17 protein-coding genes are annotated in these 21,603 nt (G+C 31.6%); 9 read left to right on the plus strand and 8 right to left on the minus strand.

Annotated features, from left to right (window positions below):
- Nucleotides 1-160 precede the first annotated feature (160 nt).
- Nucleotides 161-958 carry a TrmH family RNA methyltransferase gene (locus tag ACXGQT_RS06555; RefSeq protein ID WP_457830603.1) on the minus strand — a complete coding sequence of 266 codons (798 nt, stop codon included), beginning with the start codon at nt 956-958 and terminating at the stop codon, nt 161-163.
- Nucleotides 959-1,054: 96 nt separating this feature from the next.
- On the opposite strand from ACXGQT_RS06555, the gene ACXGQT_RS06560 reads away from it, so the two are divergent.
- The gene (locus ACXGQT_RS06560; RefSeq protein ID WP_457830604.1) at nt 1,055-1,687 is read left to right on the plus strand and encodes a hypothetical protein; all 633 of its coding nucleotides are present in this window, start codon (nt 1,055-1,057) and stop codon (nt 1,685-1,687) included.
- Here the strand turns inward: ACXGQT_RS06560 and ACXGQT_RS06565 are convergent.
- A complete protein-coding gene (locus ACXGQT_RS06565; RefSeq protein WP_457830605.1) occupies nt 1,684-2,487 on the minus strand; it encodes an HAD family hydrolase in 804 nt (267 codons plus the stop codon). The genes ACXGQT_RS06560 and ACXGQT_RS06565 overlap by 4 nt on opposite strands.
- A 219-nt stretch (nt 2,488-2,706) precedes the next feature.
- Here ACXGQT_RS06565 and dnaB point away from each other — a divergent pair, with 219 nt between their 5' ends.
- From dnaB to ACXGQT_RS06580, 3 genes are all read left to right on the plus strand, one after another.
- Nucleotides 2,707-4,230, plus strand: a complete 1,524-nt coding sequence (gene dnaB, locus ACXGQT_RS06570; RefSeq protein WP_457830606.1) for a replicative DNA helicase — start codon at nt 2,707-2,709, stop codon at nt 4,228-4,230.
- 121 nt (nt 4,231-4,351) lie between these two features.
- Nucleotides 4,352-4,714, plus strand: coding sequence for a DUF2200 domain-containing protein (locus ACXGQT_RS06575; RefSeq protein WP_457830607.1), 363 nt, complete (start codon nt 4,352-4,354; stop codon nt 4,712-4,714).
- Between the two features lie 239 nt (nt 4,715-4,953).
- Nucleotides 4,954-5,493 carry a pyridoxamine 5'-phosphate oxidase family protein gene (locus tag ACXGQT_RS06580; RefSeq protein ID WP_457830608.1) on the plus strand — a complete coding sequence of 180 codons (540 nt, stop codon included), beginning with the start codon at nt 4,954-4,956 and terminating at the stop codon, nt 5,491-5,493.
- 31 nt (nt 5,494-5,524) lie between these two features.
- On the opposite strand, the gene ACXGQT_RS06585 is transcribed toward ACXGQT_RS06580, so the two are convergent.
- The 5 genes from ACXGQT_RS06585 to recG all read right to left on the minus strand — a co-directional run bounded on the left by ACXGQT_RS06585 (nt 5,525) and on the right by recG (nt 13,515).
- Entirely contained in the window at nt 5,525-6,538 is a 1,014-nt protein-coding gene (locus tag ACXGQT_RS06585) for a ThuA domain-containing protein (RefSeq protein WP_457830609.1), read from the minus strand.
- A 106-nt stretch (nt 6,539-6,644) separates the two neighbouring features.
- Nucleotides 6,645-7,586, minus strand: a complete 942-nt coding sequence (locus tag ACXGQT_RS06590) for a glycosyltransferase (protein ID WP_457830610.1) — start codon at nt 7,584-7,586, stop codon at nt 6,645-6,647.
- An 11-nt stretch (nt 7,587-7,597) separates the two neighbouring features.
- Entirely contained in the window at nt 7,598-8,638 is a 1,041-nt protein-coding gene (locus ACXGQT_RS06595; RefSeq protein ID WP_457830611.1) for a quinone-dependent dihydroorotate dehydrogenase, read from the minus strand.
- A 108-nt stretch (nt 8,639-8,746) separates the two neighbouring features.
- Entirely contained in the window at nt 8,747-11,173 is a 2,427-nt protein-coding gene (gene pheT, locus ACXGQT_RS06600; protein WP_457830612.1) for a phenylalanine--tRNA ligase subunit beta, read from the minus strand.
- 239 nt (nt 11,174-11,412) lie between these two features.
- Nucleotides 11,413-13,515 (minus strand): ATP-dependent DNA helicase RecG, encoded by a 2,103-nt coding sequence (gene recG, locus ACXGQT_RS06605; protein WP_457830613.1) that lies wholly within the window; start codon nt 13,513-13,515, stop codon nt 11,413-11,415.
- Nucleotides 13,516-13,817: 302 nt separating this feature from the next.
- On the opposite strand from recG, the gene ACXGQT_RS06610 reads away from it, so the two are divergent.
- The 5 genes from ACXGQT_RS06610 to ACXGQT_RS06630 all read left to right on the plus strand — a co-directional run bounded on the left by ACXGQT_RS06610 (nt 13,818) and on the right by ACXGQT_RS06630 (nt 20,471).
- Nucleotides 13,818-14,645, plus strand: a complete 828-nt coding sequence (locus ACXGQT_RS06610) for a COG1470 family protein (RefSeq protein ID WP_457830614.1) — start codon at nt 13,818-13,820, stop codon at nt 14,643-14,645.
- 35 nt (nt 14,646-14,680) lie between these two features.
- Complete coding sequence (locus tag ACXGQT_RS06615; RefSeq protein ID WP_457830615.1) at nt 14,681-15,502, plus strand: hypothetical protein; 822 nt, start codon at nt 14,681-14,683, stop codon at nt 15,500-15,502.
- Between the two features lie 81 nt (nt 15,503-15,583).
- Complete coding sequence (locus ACXGQT_RS06620) at nt 15,584-16,195, plus strand: hypothetical protein (protein ID WP_457830616.1); 612 nt, start codon at nt 15,584-15,586, stop codon at nt 16,193-16,195.
- A 67-nt stretch (nt 16,196-16,262) separates the two neighbouring features.
- Nucleotides 16,263-19,202 carry a COG1470 family protein gene (locus ACXGQT_RS06625; protein WP_457830617.1) on the plus strand — a complete coding sequence of 980 codons (2,940 nt, stop codon included), beginning with the start codon at nt 16,263-16,265 and terminating at the stop codon, nt 19,200-19,202.
- 60 nt (nt 19,203-19,262) lie between these two features.
- Entirely contained in the window at nt 19,263-20,471 is a 1,209-nt protein-coding gene (locus ACXGQT_RS06630; RefSeq protein ID WP_457830618.1) for an RsmB/NOP family class I SAM-dependent RNA methyltransferase, read from the plus strand.
- Nucleotides 20,472-20,526: 55 nt separating this feature from the next.
- Here the strand turns inward: ACXGQT_RS06630 and ACXGQT_RS06635 are convergent, their stop codons facing one another.
- Complete coding sequence (locus ACXGQT_RS06635) at nt 20,527-21,600, minus strand: hypothetical protein (RefSeq protein ID WP_457830619.1); 1,074 nt, start codon at nt 21,598-21,600, stop codon at nt 20,527-20,529.
- Nucleotides 21,601-21,603: the final 3 nt, after the last annotated feature.

A 21,603-nucleotide genomic window follows, 5' to 3' on the forward strand; every position in this document is an offset into this window, starting at 1 on the left:
TTGGTTGTTGGTTGTTGGTTGTTGGTTGTTGGTTGTTGGTTAAAGAACTAAGTTTTTTTTCACTTTTAACTTATAAACTTTTTACTTTTCTATATTATAAATCCTTAACTCCTTAACTTCTCTATTCTTAACTTCTTAGCTCCTCTTTACTCAATACTTTTTACTTAAAATCACGTTGCCTTTTAGCTTCATACATTAAAATCCCTGCCGCTACAGATACATTCATAGAATCTATTTTCCCTAACATAGGAATAATAATTTTTTTATTGGCATTGTTTAACCACTCATCAGAAAGTCCCACTGCTTCTGTACCTACTACTAAGGCCGTTGCTTTGGTAAAATCTTGTTCATGGTAATATTCTGAATCTTCTTTTAAAGCAGCAGCATAAGTTGCAATCTTCTCTTTTTTTAGATATTCTAAAATTTCCTGTGTGGTTCCTGTCGCAATTTGTGTAGTAAACAAACATCCTACACTTGAGCGAATAATGTTTGGATTAAACATATCTGTTTTAGGATTGGCAATTAAAACAGCATCTACATTAGCAGCATCAGCAGTTCTTAATATAGCCCCTATATTTCCGGGTTTTTCTGGAGCTTCGGCCACCATAATTAATGGTGTTTGGGTATTAAATTTTAACTTTTTTAGCGCTAAAGATTTGTCTTTAACCACTGCTAAAACCCCTTCGGTAGTGGCTCTATAAGCAATTTTCTCATACACTTCTTTGCTAACTTCAATATATTCCTTTGCTGCAAATTGGTTAAGATCAAAATCTTGAGGCAACAATGCTTTGTAATAAAACACTTGTTTAATTTGATATCCTCCCTGCATAGCCAAACCTAACTCTCTTCTACCTTCAACAATAAAAGTACCCGATTGTTTTCGTGCTTTTGATTTTTCACCAAGAACCACCAAAGATTTAATGATACTATTTTGAACACTACTAATTTGCTTATGCATTTTTTTATTAACTATTTTAAAGAATCAAAAATACTATTTTTTAATAGGTTTTATCTCTTTGGTTTGCTTTTTGAAGAAGTGCTGTTAAAAATGACTATGAAAAATAAAATTATTTACTTACTGCTTGCTCTTTTCTATTTCCAAACAAACGCACAACATATAGAACTTGATATTTTTAACAACTTAAATTATGAATCACATAAAAACAACTATAAAGCAACATTAGAACAAAATATTTTTAAGGATCTTGTTTTTACAGATAGTTATAAAAACAAAGTTACTTTTGAAAAAAAATATCTTGACTTAAAATTTCCCAAAGTTTTAAATAACGAAAACCACAAACGACAGTTTTTTAAACATTTAATTCGTGAATATAAAAAAGAAGCAAACTATACCATTTCTTACTCCATAGACATTTTTAATAATGAAATTATTAAAGACAATAGAAACAATAAAATAGAAACAGGAAAAGATATTTTTGGAAACAACACTTATAAAGAAGTAAACAATGGAGTAAAAACTTCTATCAAAACAAACTTAAGCGGAACTTTAGAATACATCTCTAAAAATAAAAAAGCAACTCTAAGTAAAAATATTCAAAACAAATGGGTTTATAGTGATAACTCTGGAAACAAATTTGAATTTGGAAATACTACTTGGAATCATTTAAAAAACACCTACAATAGTAACGAAAATATTTTCACTTTTTTAATTCATCAATATCTCTAAAACCTAGCAATTAACTTTCCTATAATTGTTTCTACCCCTAAATTATCATTAGACAATGTTTTATAGTTTGCCACTTGTTGCACATCTTTATGGGCATTTTCCATTGCAAAACTAAACTTTGCTTTTTTTAACATTTCTATGTCATTTTGATAATCTCCAAAAACCATCGTTTCAGCATCAGAAATACCATATTGTTCCTGTATACGAGTCAAAGCATTTCCTTTATGATTGGTTGGTAAAGCAACATCCACCCACTGTTTAGCCGATACTTTTATTTGCCAATCTCCTTCAATATCTTTTAAATAAGGATAAATGTTTTTTTCAGAACTTTCGTAATTACACAAAGCAATCTTAAAAAAAACATCTTCTGGCAGCTCTTCAAAAGTATCTATCAACTCATACTCGCTATAATATTCTGTAACAATATTTTTAAACTCTCCTGAATCTTTTAAAAAATAAGCTTTCTTTTTACCGCAAAGAATAATATGTGTATCAGGAATTTGCTGTGCTATTTTTATTAAAGTTTTTATATCTTTTTTATGAATAGCATTTACATATAATTCTGTTTCATTTTCTACCACATAAGCACCATTTTCAGCAACAATAGTAATGTGTTCCTTAATACTTTTTAACTTGTCTAAAATACTGTGATATTGTCTTCCGCTAGCTGCCACAAATCTAATATTGTTCTCTTTTAAAACTTTAAACTGCTCAAAAAACAAATCACTTACGTTATGCTTAGAGTTTAACAAAGTTCCATCCATATCGGTTACAATCATTTTTACTTTAGATAAATCCATGTTTTTTACTTTTATTTCTTTTTGCTAAAATACACTTTGTACGGTGTTGTTTTTATGAAAACACCATGAACTTTTTAATAAAAAAACGCTGCATGTACTAGCCTTACTAGACTCAAAAAAACTTATTAACAAAATAAAAAGTTGTTAACAGGTTTTGTTCAGAAATTAACTTTCATTTTTTTATTAAAAAATCAGAATATCGATTAAATTTGCCTTTCTATGGAACAAACAAAAAGCTTTTCGGGAAAAAAGATTGATAAGAGTAAAATCATCAATTTGGCACACGGAAAAATCCCTCCACAAGCAGTAGATATGGAAGAAGCTGCACTTGGAGCCATGATGATTGATAAAAAAGGAATTGATACTATTATTGATATTTTACATGCTGATGCCTTTTACAAAGAGCAACATCAAGCTATTTATGCAGCCATTCATACTTTGTTTCAAAACTCGGAACCTATTGATTTATTAACAGTTTCTAACCAGTTAAAAAAGGATGGAAAACTGAATATGGTAGGGGGCGATTTTTACCTGATTGGATTGACTCAAAAAGTTTCTTCATCAGCCCATATTGAATTTCATGCACGTATTATTTTACAGAAATACATTCAACGACAATTAATTACTATTTCTAGTGAAATTATAGAACAATCTTACGATGAAACTGCCGATGTTTTTGATTTATTAGATATGGCAGAAACCAAGTTCTTTGAGGTTACCCAAGGAAACTTAAAAAAGAGTTCTGAAAGCTCTGATTCTTTAGTAAGACAAGCTCTTAAAAAAATTGAAGAGTTAGGAGGTAAAGAAGGAATGTCTGGTTTTGCTACTGGATTTACAAAATTAGATGCTTTAACTTCTGGTTGGCAACCTTCAGATTTAATTATTATTGCCGCTCGTCCAGGTATGGGTAAAACCGCCTTTGTAATTTCTATGGCCAAAAACATGGCTATTGATTTTAATCATGGAGTTGCCGTATTCTCATTAGAGATGTCATCAGTACAGTTAATTACTCGTATGATTTCTTCGGAAACTGGTTTGTCTTCAGAAAAATTAAGAAAAGGAACTTTAGAACCACACGAGTGGGAACAATTAAACGTAAAAGTTAAAAACTTATCCGAAGCTCCTATTTTTATTGATGATACACCATCGTTATCTATTTTTGATTTACGTGCAAAAGCCCGAAGACTAAAATCACAACACGATATTAAAGTTATTGTAATTGACTACTTGCAGTTGATGACTGCCGGTGGTGCAGCTGGAGGAAACCGTGAACAAGAAATTTCTATGATTTCTCGTAACCTTAAAGCCTTAGCAAAAGAATTACACATTCCTGTAATTGCACTGTCTCAGTTATCTCGTTCGGTAGAAACTCGTGGAGGTAGTAAACGTCCTTTGTTATCCGATTTACGTGAATCTGGAGCGATTGAGCAAGATGCAGATATTGTATCATTTATTTTCCGTCCAGAATATTATGGAATGACTGAATGGGATGATGATGATCATAGCCCATGTGAAGGTCAGGGAGAGTTTATTGTAGCCAAACATCGTAATGGTGGATTGGATAATATCAGATTAAAGTTTACAGGTCATTTAGCAAAATTCTCCGATTTAGAAGATGATTTTGGTGGTCAACTAGAATCTTCTATGAACAGTAGTTTTAACGATTTGTCTAGTAGTATCAATCCAGCAGATGCTTTTGATGCTCCTGTACAACCAGATAATGATGATGATGTTCCTTTTTAAAAAACATCAGCCCTTAAAACATATTTTAGTAAAACCCTTACATTTCTGTGAGGGTTTTCTTTATGGATAACAACCTAATCAGTTATTCCGTATTTTTAATACCTTAAAACAAAGTATTAAAATGAAAGCTACCGAGAAACACAATCAACGTATATCTAATTTAACATTTGCTTCTGTTTACCCACATTACATTACCAAAATAGAGAAAAAAGGAAGAACTATAGAGGAACTACATATGGTAATTGAATGGCTAACAGGCTTTGATAAAAAAAAATTAGAGCAATTAATAAAAGAAAAAGCTACTTTTAAAACATTTTTTGAAAGCGCGAATTTACATCCAAATGCACACTTAATTAAAGGTCTTATATGTGGATATAGAATTGAAGAAATAAAAAATCCATTAACCCAACAAGTACGCTATCTTGATAAATTGGTTGATGAATTGGCTAAAGGAAAAAAAATGGAGAAAATATTACGTAAGTAAAATCTATATTTAAAAAAGCTAATCTTTTTCATTACTGGGTAAAACAGATAGCTAAAAACACCCAGAAACAGTATACCAATAGTTGCTAATTCTAAAAAAGGAAACAATAAACAACAATATTATAGCTTTTAGAACACCCAAAAATTATATTAAACCATAAAAATCTATATCATTATTGTTATCCTTTTCCAATTGTTCAACATTATTCTGATATATTTACTTTTTAATTATTTTACAAAATGGGAAAAAAATTCACAGAAATAGCTCCTGATCTACAAGACTTCATAAAAAATCAAAAAATATTTTTTGTAGGTACAGCAGCAAAAACAGGAAACGTAAATGTTTCTCCTAAAGGAATGGATTCTTTTAGAGTAATAAATCAAAACAAAATTGTTTGGTTAAACTTAACTGGAAGCGGAAACGAAACGGCTGCACATTTATTAAAAAATGACAGAATGACCATTATGTTTTGTGCTTTTGAAGGAAAACCCATGATTTTAAGATTGTATGGTACTGCCAACATTTATCACCCTAGAGATAAAGAATATCAAGAATTTATAGATTTATTCCCAACAACCCCTGGATCTAGACAAATTATAGAAATGCAAGTTGACTTAGTACAAACTTCTTGTGGATATGCAGTTCCTTTTATGGATTATAAAGAAGATAGAACTGTTTTAAAAGATTGGGCTCAAAAACAAGGACAAGAAAAAATAGAAGCTTATTGGACTGAAAAGAATTCTGTGAGTATTGACGGATTTGAAACAAAAATCAACTAAGAGTATTTCTTAGTTGATTTTTATTATCTCATTATTTTTTTAGCATAAAAGGTCTGCTTGACGATTTATATTGAGTAGGAAAATCACTTGGAATTTCTTGAGTTACTTTTCCTGTAGCTACCCATTCTACCCCTCGTGTAAACGAAGTTATAAATCCTACGCTTTCAAAAGATACAGCATCGTGTCCTAAAATAGTATTAAACACTTTTCCCTTTCCGTATTCAGTTACAATAAAAATAGGTTCATGTCTATTCGTTGGTGCTTTTTTACTTTGATCTTTTCCAGTAGCCAAAATAGTCATATTCTCAGCTGGTCCTCTTAGCTTGGCATAACATTCATCTGCTGTAGTTAACCAAACTTTTGGCATTCCTTTGGTAATAGGATGATTGTTTTCTCTTATGGTTACAGGAAATTCATGTCGACTTCCATGAGCCCCTGCTTTTCCTGGAGCATTGTCTACAATTTTCTCTCCATCATTATTATAATACACATATGGTCCGTTAGTTTCATCTCTACCTCCCCAACCTCCAAGGCCAATCATTTTATTATAATCTAACCATTCTGGGAAAGAATTGTTAGCAGCATGTACAGAAACAAAACCTCCTCCTTTTCTAATAAATTTTTCAAAAGATTTTTGAGCCTTTTCTGACCAACTTGCAGCTTTCCAACCAAAGTTAGATACCACTACATCATATTTTCTAAATTTAGGACAAAAATCAGGGTCTTGTTTTGGAGATTTCACCAAAGTTGTTTCTTTTTCAACACCGGCTAAAGGTAAAAAGTCTTGTTCTCCTTCTGCTTTCCACAAATATTTAGTTCTTTCAACATCTACTTTAAATAAACCTGTTTCTTCTAAATATTGCTTCATCATAATGGTAGACTTTGGCCACACACCATGATTATTTTGCCCATCAATAATTAATACTTTTATTTTTTTAGGTGGTTTTACATTTTCTATTAAAGAAACCTGATTGCTATATGTTTTGGTAGATAAAATCAATAGGAAAAAAAACAACCCTAAAAACAAAAGCTTTTTATAATTCATAATTAAAGGATATTAACATTATAACATCACAATATAAGAAGCCTTTTCTTTTTTACTGTTTAAAAAAACGCAATGAAAAAATTCCAACAACTATGAGAAAAACTCTTTATTTAAAAAACATCGATTTTAAAAAACCTAAACCATATCCGGCCATTTGAACCAAAGTAGTAATGACAGATAAAAATGCTACTGTTATGTTTTTATTTACAAGCAAAGAAGTCATAAACAACAACATAAAATACAAATAATATAAACTGATGAACTCCCATTTCCCCATCATAAAAAGGATAGATGACAATATAAATCCAACAATAAAAACACTAGGAAACCAATAAGTAAGTTTAGCCGTTCCTGGAAATTTTTTATTTAACAAAGGTCTTGCACTACCAAACTTAAAAGTTTGCTTGTAAAAAGCATCTAACGAAGTTCTTCTTTTATGATACACAAACGCTTTTTCTATTAATTGGGTTTCAAAACCGTGTTCCCATAACCTAAAAGATAAGTCTATATCTTCTCCTATTTTCATGGTAGAAAAACCTCCTGTACTTTCAAAAGCTTTTTTTGATATTCCAAAATTGAAACTTCGTGGCTGAAACTTTCCTACTCCTTTCTTTTTTCCTCTAATCCCTCCTGTAGTTATCATAGAAGTCATAGAAAAATTAATAGCTTTTTGTAAAGATGTAAATGTGGGGTGTGCTGCATCGGGACCACCAAAGGCATCAGTATAATTAGCCTGTAACGCTTTTTTTACTTTTTTTAAATAATTACTCGGCACCAAAACATCAGAATCCAACACTATAAAATAATCTCCTTCTGCATGAGACATTCCGTAATTTCTTGCCAAACCAGCTCCTTGATTTTCTGTTAAAAAATACTGAATATTTAATCTATCTTGATAACTTTTAACAATCTCCTTTGCATTGTTATCAGAACCATCTTCTACAATAACAATTTCAAAAGGTTTAGGATAGTTTTGTTTTGTTAAGCTATATAACAACTCATCTATTTCTTCTGATCTGTTGTATAAAGGGATGATGAAAGAAAACATTTAAGATGCTTTTATAAAGATTTTAAAATAGCCTTGTTTATCTTTTTAACCAATGATGGTCCTTCGTAAATAAACCCAGTATACACCTGTACCAAATCAGCTCCTGCTGCTATTTTTTCTAAAGCATCTTCTGCAGAATGAATTCCTCCTACTCCAATAATTGGAAATGCTTTGTTTGATTTTTCTGCCAAATATTTAATGGTAGCTGTACTTCTATCTTTAATAGGTTTACCACTCAACCCTCCATTTCCTATTTCCTGTAATCTTTCTTCTGTTGCTTTTAACCCTTCTCTATTGACTGATGTATTAGAAGCTATAACCCCATCAATATTGGTTTCTGCAACTATTTCTATAATTTCATCAAGTTGAGTATTATTTAAGTCTGGAGCAATTTTTAATAAAATGGGTCTTAGTTCTTTTTTTGATTTGTTAATTTCCTGAACTGCAGCAATTAACTCTAACAAATAATCTTTATCACCTAATTTGGCATGACTCCCTACATTTGGACAGCTAACATTTAATACAAAGTAATCTACATGGCCATGTAAAGCCTCAAAAACCTCACAATAATCTTGTGTATATTGTTCAGTAGGGATATCGGTGTTTTTTCCAATATTCCCTCCTACAATAACTTTACCTTTATTCTTTTTTAAATTTTTAATAGCAGCATCAATTCCCTCATTATTAAACCCCATTCGGTTAATAATTCCTTGATCATCTTTTAAACGAAACAATCGTTTTTTAGGATTTCCTGCTTGTGCTTTTGGTGTTACAGTTCCTATTTCTATAAATCCAAATCCATAATCAGCCAATTCGTTAAACAATACTGCATTTTTATCGAATCCTGCAGCCAAACCTACTGGATTTTCAAAAGAGATTCCAAACAATTCTTTTTCTAGCCTAGTATCCTTTACTCTATACAAACTTCTTGTTATGGCAGAAACTCCTGGAATTTTAGACATGAATTTAATCATATCAAAAGTAAAATAATGTACTTTTTCTGGATCGAATTGAAAGAAAATGGGACGGATAATAGTCTTGTATAGACTCATGAGTATTGTCTTTGTTTATTGATTGCAAATTTACGAACTTTATTTCATTAGTCTCGTGAAACGAAACTCAAAAAAAAGCCTTTGAAAAAAATCAAAGGCTTGAATTATTTATCTTAACGATGCTTCAAACTGTTTTTCAAACGAACTTTGCAGCTTGGTCATAATTTTTTCTATTTGTTTGTCATTAAGTGTTTTGTTTTCGTCTTGCAACACAAAACTAAGAGCATAAGATTTTTTACCTGCTGGTAACTTATCTCCTTCATAAACATCAAACAAATCAACTTCTTTTAACAATTGTTTTTCTGATTGAAAAGCAGCATTGTATAAGTCTTTAAAAGCAACATCTTTGTTTAACAACAAAGCTAAATCTCTTTTTACCAAAGGATATTTTGGTAAAGCAGTTACTTTTAATTTATTGTTTTGTGATATTTTTAAAATAGTATCCCAGTCAAAATCTGCATAAAACACCTCTTGTTTAATTCCAAATTCTTTTAATATTTTAGGACTTACCATTCCAACATCTACCAATTTCATTTTTCCCAATCCAAAAGTAATTCCTTCAGAAAACACATCATTTTTAGTTGGTGTTACTTTTACATTTTGATGTCCTAATCTTTCTAAAACACCATTTACAACAGCTTTTATATAATAAAAATCAGTAGTTTTTTTAGGAGCATTCCAAGATTCTTTATCTCTATTTCCAGAAACAAAAAGAGTTAGATGTTTGTTTTCCTGATATTTGTCACTGTATTTATGATAAGTTTTACCAAACTCATAAAACTTAATATCGTTATTTTTTCTGTTGATATTATACGCTACAGATTCTAAACCACTAAATAATAATGATTGTCTCATCACTGCCAAATCTCCACTTAATGGATTTAGCATTTCTACATTGTTTTCAGGATTTAATTTTTCAGACAATTCAATATAAGAAGCTTTGGTTAGTGAGTTTGCCATGGTTTCATTAAAACCTTGCACTCTTAACTGCTCTGCTACTGTATTTTCTGTTTTAACTCCATCAAACTTAGAAGGCTCTATAGAAGTATTTAGTTTATGTGAAAACTCTATGTTATTGTAACCATAAACTCGTAAAATTTCTTCTACAATATCTGCTTCTCTTTGTACATCTACTCTATAAGCAGGAACTACCAACCCTAAACCTCCTTCTGTTTCACTATTGATTTTAATTTCTAAAGAAGCTAAAATATTTTTAATAGTGTCATTAGGTAGTTTTTGACCTATGATTCTTGCTACATTTTCATAAGACATAAAAACTTCAAAATCTTCAATCTTATTAGGATATACCACATCTACATCAGACACTGCTTTTCCTCCAGCAATTTCTTCAATTAACAAAGCAGCTCTAATCAAAGCATATTTTGTGTTATTGGGATCAATTCCTCTTTCAAAACGGAAAGAAGCATCAGTATTTAAACCATGTCTTTTAGCTGTTTTACGTATAGAAACAGGGTTAAAATAAGCAGCTTCTAAAAAGATAGAAGTTGTATTTTGAGTAACTCCAGAATCTGCACCACCTAACACTCCTGCAATACACAAAGGAATTTCTTCGGCATCACAAATCATTAAATCTTCAGCACTTAACTCGCGTTCTACACCATCTAAAGTAGTAAACTTTGTTCCTTCTTCTAAAGTGGTAACAATTACTTTTCCTCCTGAAATTTTGTTGGCATCAAAAGCATGTAATGGCTGTCCTAACTCATGTAAAACATAATTGGTAATATCTACCACATTATTAATTGGTTTTACCCCTATGGCCTTTAATCTATTTTGCAACCACTCTGGAGAAGCTTCAATCTTAACATCTTTTATAGCAACTCCAGCATATTTTGGAGCCAATTCAAAGTTTTTTACATGTAAATCAAACTTTAACAACCTTTCATACACGTGAAAATCACTTACAGACGGAGAAATCAATTCCTTTTGAATTCCTTGTTGCATTAACCCAGCACGTAAATCTCTGGCCACTCCTAAATGACTCATGGCATCGGCACGGTTAGGTGTCAATCCAATTTCAAATACCTCATCTACCTCTATATTAAAAACTTGGGCAACTGGAGTTCCAGGAACCAATTCGGCATCTAAAACCATTATTCCATCATGACCTGCTCCTAAACCTAACTCGTCTTCAGCACAAATCATTCCGTGACTTTCTTCACCTCTAATTTTTCCTTTCTTAATTTTAAACCCTTCCCCTTTTTCATCATACAAAACAGTTCCTACAGTAGCCACAGGCACTTTTTGACCAGCAGCAACATTGGGAGCTCCACAAACTACTTGTATAGGGTTTTCTCCTCCAATATTTACAGTAGTTACACTTAATTTATCTGCATTAGGATGTTTTTCACAGGTTAAAACCTCTCCTACAACCACACCAGCCAAGCTACCTTTTATAGACTCAACCTTTTCAATACCTTCTACTTCTAAACCAAGATCGGTTAACAATTCACCTGTCTTTTCTGCTTCCCAGTCAATCTTAATAAATTGTTTTAACCAATTGTATGATATCTTCATCTGTTTAAAATTCTGTTTTTAAATGCGCAAATTTACAACTCTCAATTGAGAATTACGAATAAGGGTTTATGATTTTTTTGGATTGTCCATATTACAACAAAATCAGTTTTTTTGCTTTAAATATTTAGGATGTTTCCCTGAAATAAATCTTGACTTCGCTCGATGATCCTATTCTGTATTATAGATATTTTTTTGGAACAACATCTATGTGTTCGAGTAAAGTTTAGAACACATAAAACCTAACTAATATTCGCCCAAATACTAGTTCTTTTATGTATTTGTTTATAGGCATTTTTTATAGGTGTGTTTTTTGTCTTTTCTAAGTTTGGATCTTCTCTTAACACTTCTAAAGCAGTATTTCTTGCCATATGCAACTCTTTAGAATCTCTAACCAAATCTGCTATTTTTAAATTCAACACACCACTTTGCTGAGTTCCCATCAAATTTCCGGGTCCTCTTAATTTTAAATCTACCTCGGCAATTTCAAAACCATCACTGGTCCTTACCATAGTTTCCAAACGTGTTTTAGAATCGTTAGAAAGTTTAACACCTGACATTAAAATACAATAACTTTGATCTGCACCACGGCCTACTCTACCTCTTAGCTGGTGCAATTGTGACAAACCAAAACGTTCTGCACTTTCTATAATCATTACCGAAGCATTGGGCACATTTACACCAACTTCAATCACTGTGGTTGCTACCATTATTTGTGTTTCACCTTTTACAAAACGCTGCATTTCTAATTCTTTATCTGCAGGTTTCATTTTACCATGAACAATACTAATTCTGTAATCTGGTAAAGGAAATTCTCGCTGAATACTTTCATATCCATCTTGCAAATCTTTATAATCCATAGCTTCGGATTCTTCTATTAAAGGATACACTACATATACCTGTCTTCCTTTAGCAATTTCATCACGCATAAATTTAAAAACTCGCAAACGAGCACTATCAAATCTATGTACCGTTTGTACTGGTTTTCTTCCTGGTGGCAATTCATCTATCACAGAAACGTCTAAATCTCCATAAGCACTCATTGCTAATGTTCTAGGAATAGGGGTTGCTGTCATTATTAGAACATGAGGTGGTAAAGTGTTTTTCATCCACATTTTAGAACGCTGAGCCACACCAAATCTATGCTGTTCATCAATAATAGCCAATCCTAAATTTTTAAAAACTACTTTGTCTTCTAAAATAGCATGAGTTCCTATTAAAATTTGCAAAGATCCTTCTTCTAAACTTTCGTGAATCACTCTTCGTTCTTTGGTTTTAGTAGAACCTGTTAATAATTTTACCGTGATATTAAAAGGTGCCACCAACTCCGAAACTGCTTGGTAATGTTGTGTTGCTAAAATTTCTGTAGGAGCTAGCATGGCTGTTTGAAAATGATTGTCTAAGGCAATTAACATGGTTAATAAGGCTACAATGGTTTTTCCTGCTCCAACATCTCCTTGTAACAACCTATTCATATGAGCTCCACTGGCCATATCGGCCCTAATTTCTTTTAATACTCTTTTTTGAGCATTGGTCAAATCAAACTGCAAACCTGATTTATAAAAATTATTAAAATAATCACCAACCTGCTCAAAAACAAATCCCTTAATTTTATCCTTTCTGACTAATTTATTTCTAATAAGTTGCGTTTGTATAAAAAATAATTCTTCAAACTTGAGTCTCTTTTGGGCTCTGGCTAAATATTCTTGATTTTTAGGAAAATGAATATGTAATAAAGCTTCTTTTTTACTTAACAATTGATGTTCTTGAATAATTTCATCAGACAATGTTTCTTGAATAAAAGAATATGCTTCTTTAATAAGGTGTTGAATCGCTTTAGACATTACCTTATTATTAAAGCCTTTAGCACTCATTTTTTCTGTTGATGGATAAATAGCTTGTAACCCTGCAACAAAGTTCTTTTTATAATTTACCTCTAACTCCATATCTGGGTGAGGCATGCTAAAGTTTCCGTTAAAAAAATTTAGCTTTCCAAAAATAATATAAGATTCATTAATTTTAATACTTGATTTTAACCATCTATTAACCCTAAACCAAACCAACTCTATACTTCCTGTTTCATCTGTAAAAGTAGCAACCAACCTAGAACCTCTTTTTTGTTTTACTTCCTTTACATCTGTAACAACTCCTTTTAGCTGTACCTCTGCATTACTATTTATTTGCAGCTCCCTAACTGTAAATATTTTTGATTTATCTACATATCTATTCGGAAATAAATTCAATAATTGATTGGCATTAAACACTCCCATTTCTTTTTGGAGTATTAATGCTTTAGCAGGACCAATACCTGTTAAATAAGTAATATTTGTATCAAAATCAAACATAGGCTATATAAACCATGTGCAAATCTAAGACAATTAGACTTTTTATCATGATAATAAATCATTTTTACACCTGTTAAAAGGTTTCTTTTTAACGTTTTATTGTTAAACATTTGTTAAAAACACAACTTTTCACCCTAAAAAACAAAAAGCCTACCTGCTTAATTATGAGATATTTAATCTAAAAACCCTGCTTTTACTAGAAACTTAACAAATGCACATAAAGCATCAACTGGGTTTTGCATTGAAAAAAAGTATATTTTTGAACGAACCTTAATAGAAACTTTTTCTACTAAACAACTAAAATGAACACATTTCGTACTGTTATATTTATTTTAACATTATTTTTTTCTTTAAATATTTTCTCTCAACTATCGAATACAAAAAAAGGAACTGGAGTTTCTGTATCACCAGCTCATTTACATTTAACTCAAACACCTGGTTCTACAAAAAGCTACAAGATTACGATTAACAACGATACACAATCTATTAATAGTTTTAGAATTAGAATGAAAGACTTTGAAATGACAAGCAAAGGTCAGAGTGTGTTTTTAGAACCTGGAAAAGGAAAATACCCACTTTCTCAATGGACCTCTGTTTCTCCAAACTTTGTAGACTTAGCTCCTTTTGAAAAAAAGGAAATAACAGTAACTGTTTCTATTCCTGTTAATAGTGCAGGAAACAAAGCTGCTTGGGAAATATTAATGATTGAACAAGAAGAACCAAGAGAAAGCTTAAACATTACGGAAAAGAGATCGGGATCTATAGGAATGGGAGTCATTCCTACTTTTGCTTTTGGAGTATTTGTATATCAAAACCCACCTACGGTTAACAACAACAATGTACAGTTGATTAATTTTAAACAAGAAGAAAGAACCATTTCTATTCAAGCCGAAAACAAAGGAGATGGAATTGCCTACTGTTCTGCTTACATAGATTTAACCAACTTAACCACAGGTACTCAAGAAAGATTTCCTGTAAAAAAATTCACCATTTTACCTGAACTAATTAGAGATTTTAAATATAAAATCCCTGAAAAATATAAAGCTGGAAAATACATTGCTATTGGAGTCTTGGATTATGAAAGTGCTCCTGAAATCCAAGCAGCTAAACTAGAATTTGAAATTAATTAATCTTTAAATATTTATTTTTTTAACCAAACTTTTTTATGAAAAACCTATTAAATTTAACAAAAGGAGTGTTTGCAGTAGCTATGCTTGCTGGTCTATCAACACAAGCACAGTTAATTGACGAAAAGGATGTAACTGTTACTATGGACTTACAACCTGTATTACAGTTAGACATGACCACTCCTAACCAAATTCAATTTATTTTTGATGATGTATTAGAATACCAAGCAGGTATTGTACAATACGCAGCAACTACTTTAAAGATTAGTTCTACAGTAAGCTGGGATTTATACGCTATCGGTAGATCTCAAGGAAACATTGGTGCAAACTTTTGGGACCAACAAGTAGATTACGGAACAGGTACTCCTAACAACTCTACAAACGAATTACCTTTAAGTTTATTAGAATTAAGACAATCTCGTGCCAACTCTGGTGCTGCTGCTGCTACAGGTACTTACGCTGACTATAGTAGTCCTTTTACTACTTACCAGTATACAACTGCTGCAGATCCTACTGATCCTGATGTAGCTCCTGCTGGAGCAGGTGCAAACAGTATTTATGTAGATCCAACGGGTGCTGGAAACATCCCTGGTCTTGACAATAAATATATTGCAGGTCATTCTGGAATTACAGGGGTTGGAGACTCTATGACAGGAGGTAGTTACATGACTGCTACAAGTGGAGTAAGTTCTAACTTTTACTACAATATTGACTATAGAATTTTACCAGGTTTACCTGCTACTTTCCCAATGGCTTTTACTGCTGATGGAGATACTTCTGAAGAGTTAACTGCTGGAACTTATGCAGAACCAGGTGTTTACACTATGTATGTTCAATACATTTTATTAGAAGACCAATAAAATATAGTTATTTATTGACAACAACATAAAAGGATAGATGCTATAAACATCTGTCCTTTTATACATTTTATATTTAGCAACATGCTAAAATCTAATTTCATATTATTATTTCTATTTAGCACCTGCTTTTCTTTTGCCCAAGTACATTGTGGAAGAGTAGAGTTGGTAGATAAAGAACCTGTCAATCAATATTTTACTTTTGATACTTTTAGCAAATACAACTCAGGAATTACATTTAACAATGTAGCTCGTTTAAAAGTTGTGGTAGAAGACAAAACAGTTGTAGACCCTCTTTGTCAATGGTTTTTAAACATTCAGGTTGACAATAACTCTGGAGCAGGAACTCCTATGGATCAATGGGAAGAGCTGTCTTTATACGGAAATGGAGATGCTACCAATCCATTGATTAATGTGCTAGAAATTAGAATACGAAATGCATGTGAAACTTCACCAATAAACAACACCTTTGTTTCTTTTACAGACAAAACAGATGTTATAGAAATTATATCTGAGTTATTACCCAAAACTACAGAAACTGCTGATTGTGACACCAATGCAAACTTTCCTGGAGATTACATGACCAACTACAATGAGTTTAACTTTATTATTGATTTTAGAATAAACCCTGGTTATACTGCTAACCCTGGAGTATTCCAACTAAACTTTATTTTCCACCTACAGGAAAAAATTTAAATTGAAAAAACTTACCAACACATACATTCAATTTATATTCAAAAAAATACAGCTGATTACCTACATCATGTTTGTTTTTTTCTCTTTATCTATTTCTGCACAAGAAAAAGATAAAGTAGATAATAATGAATTTCATTTTGAAGATAGCGGTCAGCTTTTAGGAACAAAAATTCTTAAAAAAAACATCGATATTAAAAAGGGAGAAATTGTAACCAATGTATTGCAACTTTTTAACAATAGTGCTTCGGAATCCATTACTTTTTCACTAGAAATTTTAACCCCAAAAGGCTGGACTCCGGTTATCAACCCTAGAGAAATTCATCGTGTAACACCTAAAGACACTATTTCTGTTCCTATTATTTTAATCCCTGCCAAAGAACAAAATGATATTAGTGAAACAAACATCAATTTATTTGTAGTAAATCTAGAAGGTGTTCAACTAGCCAACGATTATTTTACTGTGCAAACCATTCGTAAAAATGGCTGGACCATACAAACCAACAAACAGGTTCAGTATTTAAAAAACGGTGAAACCAATACAGATTTTAAATACGATATTACCAACACAGGAAATCACGATCAGGATATTTATATTCAATACAAAACTCCGCAAAACAATGTCTTAATCAAAGACAGTTTGCAGGAACCTGTTGATGCTTCGGAAACCATTACCTTAAAACCACAAGAAAATCTATCAAAAGAATTTTTGGTAGAAATGGTAAAAAAGGAAGAACGAAATAAAAAACAGATTTCTGTAAATAGTTATGACCCTGACAAGGATGAAGAAAGAATTAGTCATGATATCATCGTTCAAACCAAAGAGCCCAAGTACGTAAACGGCAATGCTGTAAATAGAAATTCTAAAGTTTCGTTTGTAAAAGTTCCTAATCAAATAGTTGCCGATAAACATGGATATAGTACTTTACCTTTAATTGTAGATTTAAATGTACAAAATGTATTAAGCGATAGGTCTTATGCTACCTTAAATTTAAGAGGTCAAAAAAACTTATCTCCTACTTCACAAATAGCATATTCCACACAACTAAGTTATGCTACCAATGTACTTACCAATGATGTATTAAAAAATGCTCCTTGGTATGTTGGTTACTTTGATGATAAAAAATCTATTGAAGTAGGTCAAATTAGCGGAAATGTTTTTGGTTTACAATCTTCTGGATATGGGGTTAGAGCCTCTTATCAACTAACATCAAACCATGGGGTAAGTGCTTTTTATATAAGACCAGGTAGTTTTTTTGATCAAAAATATAGAAACGAAAGTTATGGAGGAGATTATAAATTTAGCTTTAGAAACTTTTTTTCATCAAAAATTGGAGGAGGTAGAAACATCAATGAGGCTTTTGATAGAATTTTAAATGTAGCTTATTTTCAACCCAAGTTTAACCTTTTTAAAAAACATAGATTTTCTTTTTTAGGAGCCTACTCCTCACAATCAAACCAAAGTGATCCTACTAAAGACAAAACAGGTTATGTATATGGAGGAAGTTATTCTTCTAATCTATTTAATAAAAAATGGAAACCTTTTGTTAGTTATAGAACCAATACTAAAGGATACGGAAACAGTAATTATGTGCGAACACTAATCAACCATCGTTCTACATTTACCCTTAACAAAAGATGGGATTTTATTAGTACCAACTCACTACAAGAGTATGAAAACTATAGTACTGTTACAGACACGCTATTAACTTATCAAAAAGTAATTACCAATAACTTATCATTGGCTCGTCACTACAGGAATAATAGTATTCAGTTTGGAGGATATTATCATTACTACAACACTTATAACACACCAAGATATGAGAGAGGAGCTTCTATTAGACATTCTATCTCTAATTTTAATCATAACTTTTTATCATCAACACACGTAAGAGTTGGTTACAATAAGGCTGCAGAACCCTTAGCTCCTAATTATTTTAATTTAGAATTATCTTCTTTTTTACGCTATAAAACTTGGTCTTTTACCAACAGATATTTTTACGGTACCACCTCTTTAAGTACAGCTTTAAATCCAAATTTATTTATTACTCCACAAACCTTTAGAAGTTCCATTCAAAACCAATATATGTTTAAAAACAAACGTTTGGTTATGGAAAATAGTTTGATTTATAATTACACCAATATCAACCAAAAAAACGGAGTAGGTTTTTATAACAATATTTACTTTTTTGCCAAACACGGATTTAGATACAACTTACAAGCCAACTTAAACTACAGTTCAAACACATACCAACTAAACTCATTAACAAGTCAAAACTTATCTACTCCGATTTTACAAGATAGAAGTTTGAGTCAATTAACTTTTAACATAAGTTTTGGATTGAGAAAAGAATTAGGAATTCCTGTTCCGTTCTTAAAAAATAAAAAAACAGACTTAAACTTTATTGCCTTTTTAGACATTGATGGTAACGGTATTAAAAACAATGGAGAGGTTCCTATTAACAACGTAGTGATTAAAGTGGGAGAACACGAAGTAATTACCGACCCAAATGGTGAAGCTAGTGTTAAAAAAATATTTAAAGGAGCTTATAAAGTAGATATCATTCCACTAGAAGATGTAAACGGATGGTTTCCTAACATCAATACAGAATCTCCAGTTGAGTTTAAAGAAAAAACTATTTATGTGCCCTTCTCTAGAGGTGTTAAATTGGTGGGTGATGTTATTCTAGACAGACAAGAAATTGCCAATGCCGAAAATAAAAAAACAGATTTATCTAGAATTAAAATTACTGCATCAGGGAAAACGGCCGAAGGTAAAGACAAAACTTTTGAAACCTTAACAGACAAAGATGGACATTTTGAATTCTATTTAGCCAACGGAAGCTATACTCTTACCATTGATGAAAGTATTTTAGACAACAATTTAAGGTTAATGAGAAACAACATTCCTATTACACTAAAAAACTCACAAAACAGTGTTTACACCGCTTTTTACATCAAAGAAAAAAGACGTGAGGTTAAAATTATAGACTTTACCAATAGAAATTAAATTTGTTGAATGCACTAGTTAAAAAACACGTAACTTTGCAGCCAAATAGTTACACAATACATGAGACTTCACAGAAATTTAGTATTTACCATTATAGACTCTTTAGAGGATGTTTTTAACGAAAAAGAATATGCTGATAAAGTAGTACAAAAAGCCCTAAAAAAAGATGCTCGCTGGGGAGCAAGAGATAGAAAATTTGTTGCTGAAACCTTTTATGAAATTGTACGTTGGAAACGTTTGTACAATGAAATTGCAGGAACAAAAGATCATTACTCAAGAGAAAATCTATGGAAGATTTTTGCTGTTTGGGCTGTATTACGTGGTATTGATTTACCTGACTGGAAGTACTTTGCCGAAACTCCTGTAAGAAGAATTAAAGGAAAGTTTGATGAACTACAAAGCAATAGAGCCATCTCTCAATCTATTCCAGATTGGATGGATGAATTGTGTATAAAAGAATTGGGAGAAAAGAAATGGACTGCCGAATTAAAAGCACAAAACATACCTGCTTCAGCTATTTTAAGAGTCAACACCTTAAGAGCCACTAAAAAACAATTACAAGATTTATTGGCTAAAGATGATATCATTACCAAACCTATAAAAGGATATCCATCTGCATTGGAATTAGATGAACGTAAAAACGTATTTGTTACCCAAGCTTTTAAAAGCGGAATGTTTGAAATGCAAGATGCTTCGTCTCAATTAGTGGCAGAATTTTTAGATGTGCAACCAGGAATGAGAGTTGTAGATACTTGTGCAGGTGCTGGAGGAAAAACCTTACACATTGCTGCTTTAATGGAAAACAAAGGTTCTATTATTGCCACAGATATTTATGGTGGTAAATTGGTAGAATTAAAAAAACGTGCAAAACGTGCAGGTGCTTTTAACATTACTACTAAAAAAATAGAATCTAGTAAAACCATCAAAAAACTTTACAACACTGCCGACAGAGTGTTAATTGATGCTCCTTGTTCTGGACTAGGGGTTTTAAAACGTAACCCTGATAGTAAGTGGAAATTAGAGCCTGAGTTTGTTGACAACATAAAATCCATTCAATCAGATATTTTAGAACGTTATACCAAAATCGCTAAAGTTGGGGGGAAAGTGGTCTATGCAACCTGTTCTATTCTACCATCTGAAAACCAAGAACAAGTAGCTAATTTTTTAGAAAAAAACGACAACTTTAAATTGATAAAAGACAAAAAAGTATTGGCCTCAGTTTCTGGATACGATGGGTTTTACATGGCATTACTAGAGAGAATTAGTTAATTTTTTAACACTCATAAAAAAACTCCATGATTATTTCATGGAGTTTTTTTATGAGTTAATATTTTGGAGAAACATTATTCACATCTTGATAATGTTTGATGACAAACTTAAAAGCGGTTTCTAAAACCTCCCCCATACATGTGCATTTTTTAAAAGATTCATCTTTTGTATGATCAAATAAGTCTTGTTTTAGTTGTCCTAATTTTTCATCTGAAGAAATCCTGTCTCGCAACATACAAGCTAACAATTCTCTAATTCTTTTTTTTCCTAACAAAATACGTTTGGCAATGGTAGAGCGTTCTTCTTGTTTGTATTGCTCAATAGATTCAGGTCTTAAATTATTATGCACCATGGCTACGTACTGATTGTTTTCTTTTAAAAACTGAGGCATATATACTCTTAATCGTCCTTCGTAACATTGTTGATCAAAATCAATAGCTCTAATTCTGTAACGCACTTGATCAAAATCATGCGTAGGTACAATTACATAATTATACGCTCTCATATCCCCTAACAAACGCACAATACAACGTTCATTAAACTTTACAAACTCTTTAGCAATTTGCTTTTGTGTTCTAATAGAACAAGATTCTAGTCCTGACTCAATAAACGTATCACCGGGAATTCCAGAAATATGGTCTTCTATTAAAGTTTCTTTATACACTAAAAAATTAATTCTGTTTGGCGACAACAAGTGCTCTAACTCCAAGCCGTAAACCCTAGATGCATCGGCTTTCTTAACATACATATAGGTGTAATTATCATTTAAAACATTTCTTACCTTAATTCTAAATGGTTTAGAGTTTCCAAACGTACAATAATCAACTGCATCAATATTTAAAAAAGGTACAGAGGTGTCAGAACCGTCACCATGAAGGATAGAGTATACTTTTTTTAAATCTCTATCAATTGTAGTTCTTTCGTGTTCAGGATAATACACACGTACCCAAAGTGTATCATCTCCATTATCATCATAAACCTCTATAGCTCCAGAAAAGCGAAGTAAATCATCATAAAAAACAGGAATTAATGCATTTCTATTATAATTTGATAAGTACTTACTTAAAAAAGGCTGAATGGGATAGGTTGGCTTTTTTTTAGATATTTTTTCATATTCAGACTCCTCCATATA

This window comes from Wenyingzhuangia sp. IMCC45467 (genome assembly GCF_054111205.1).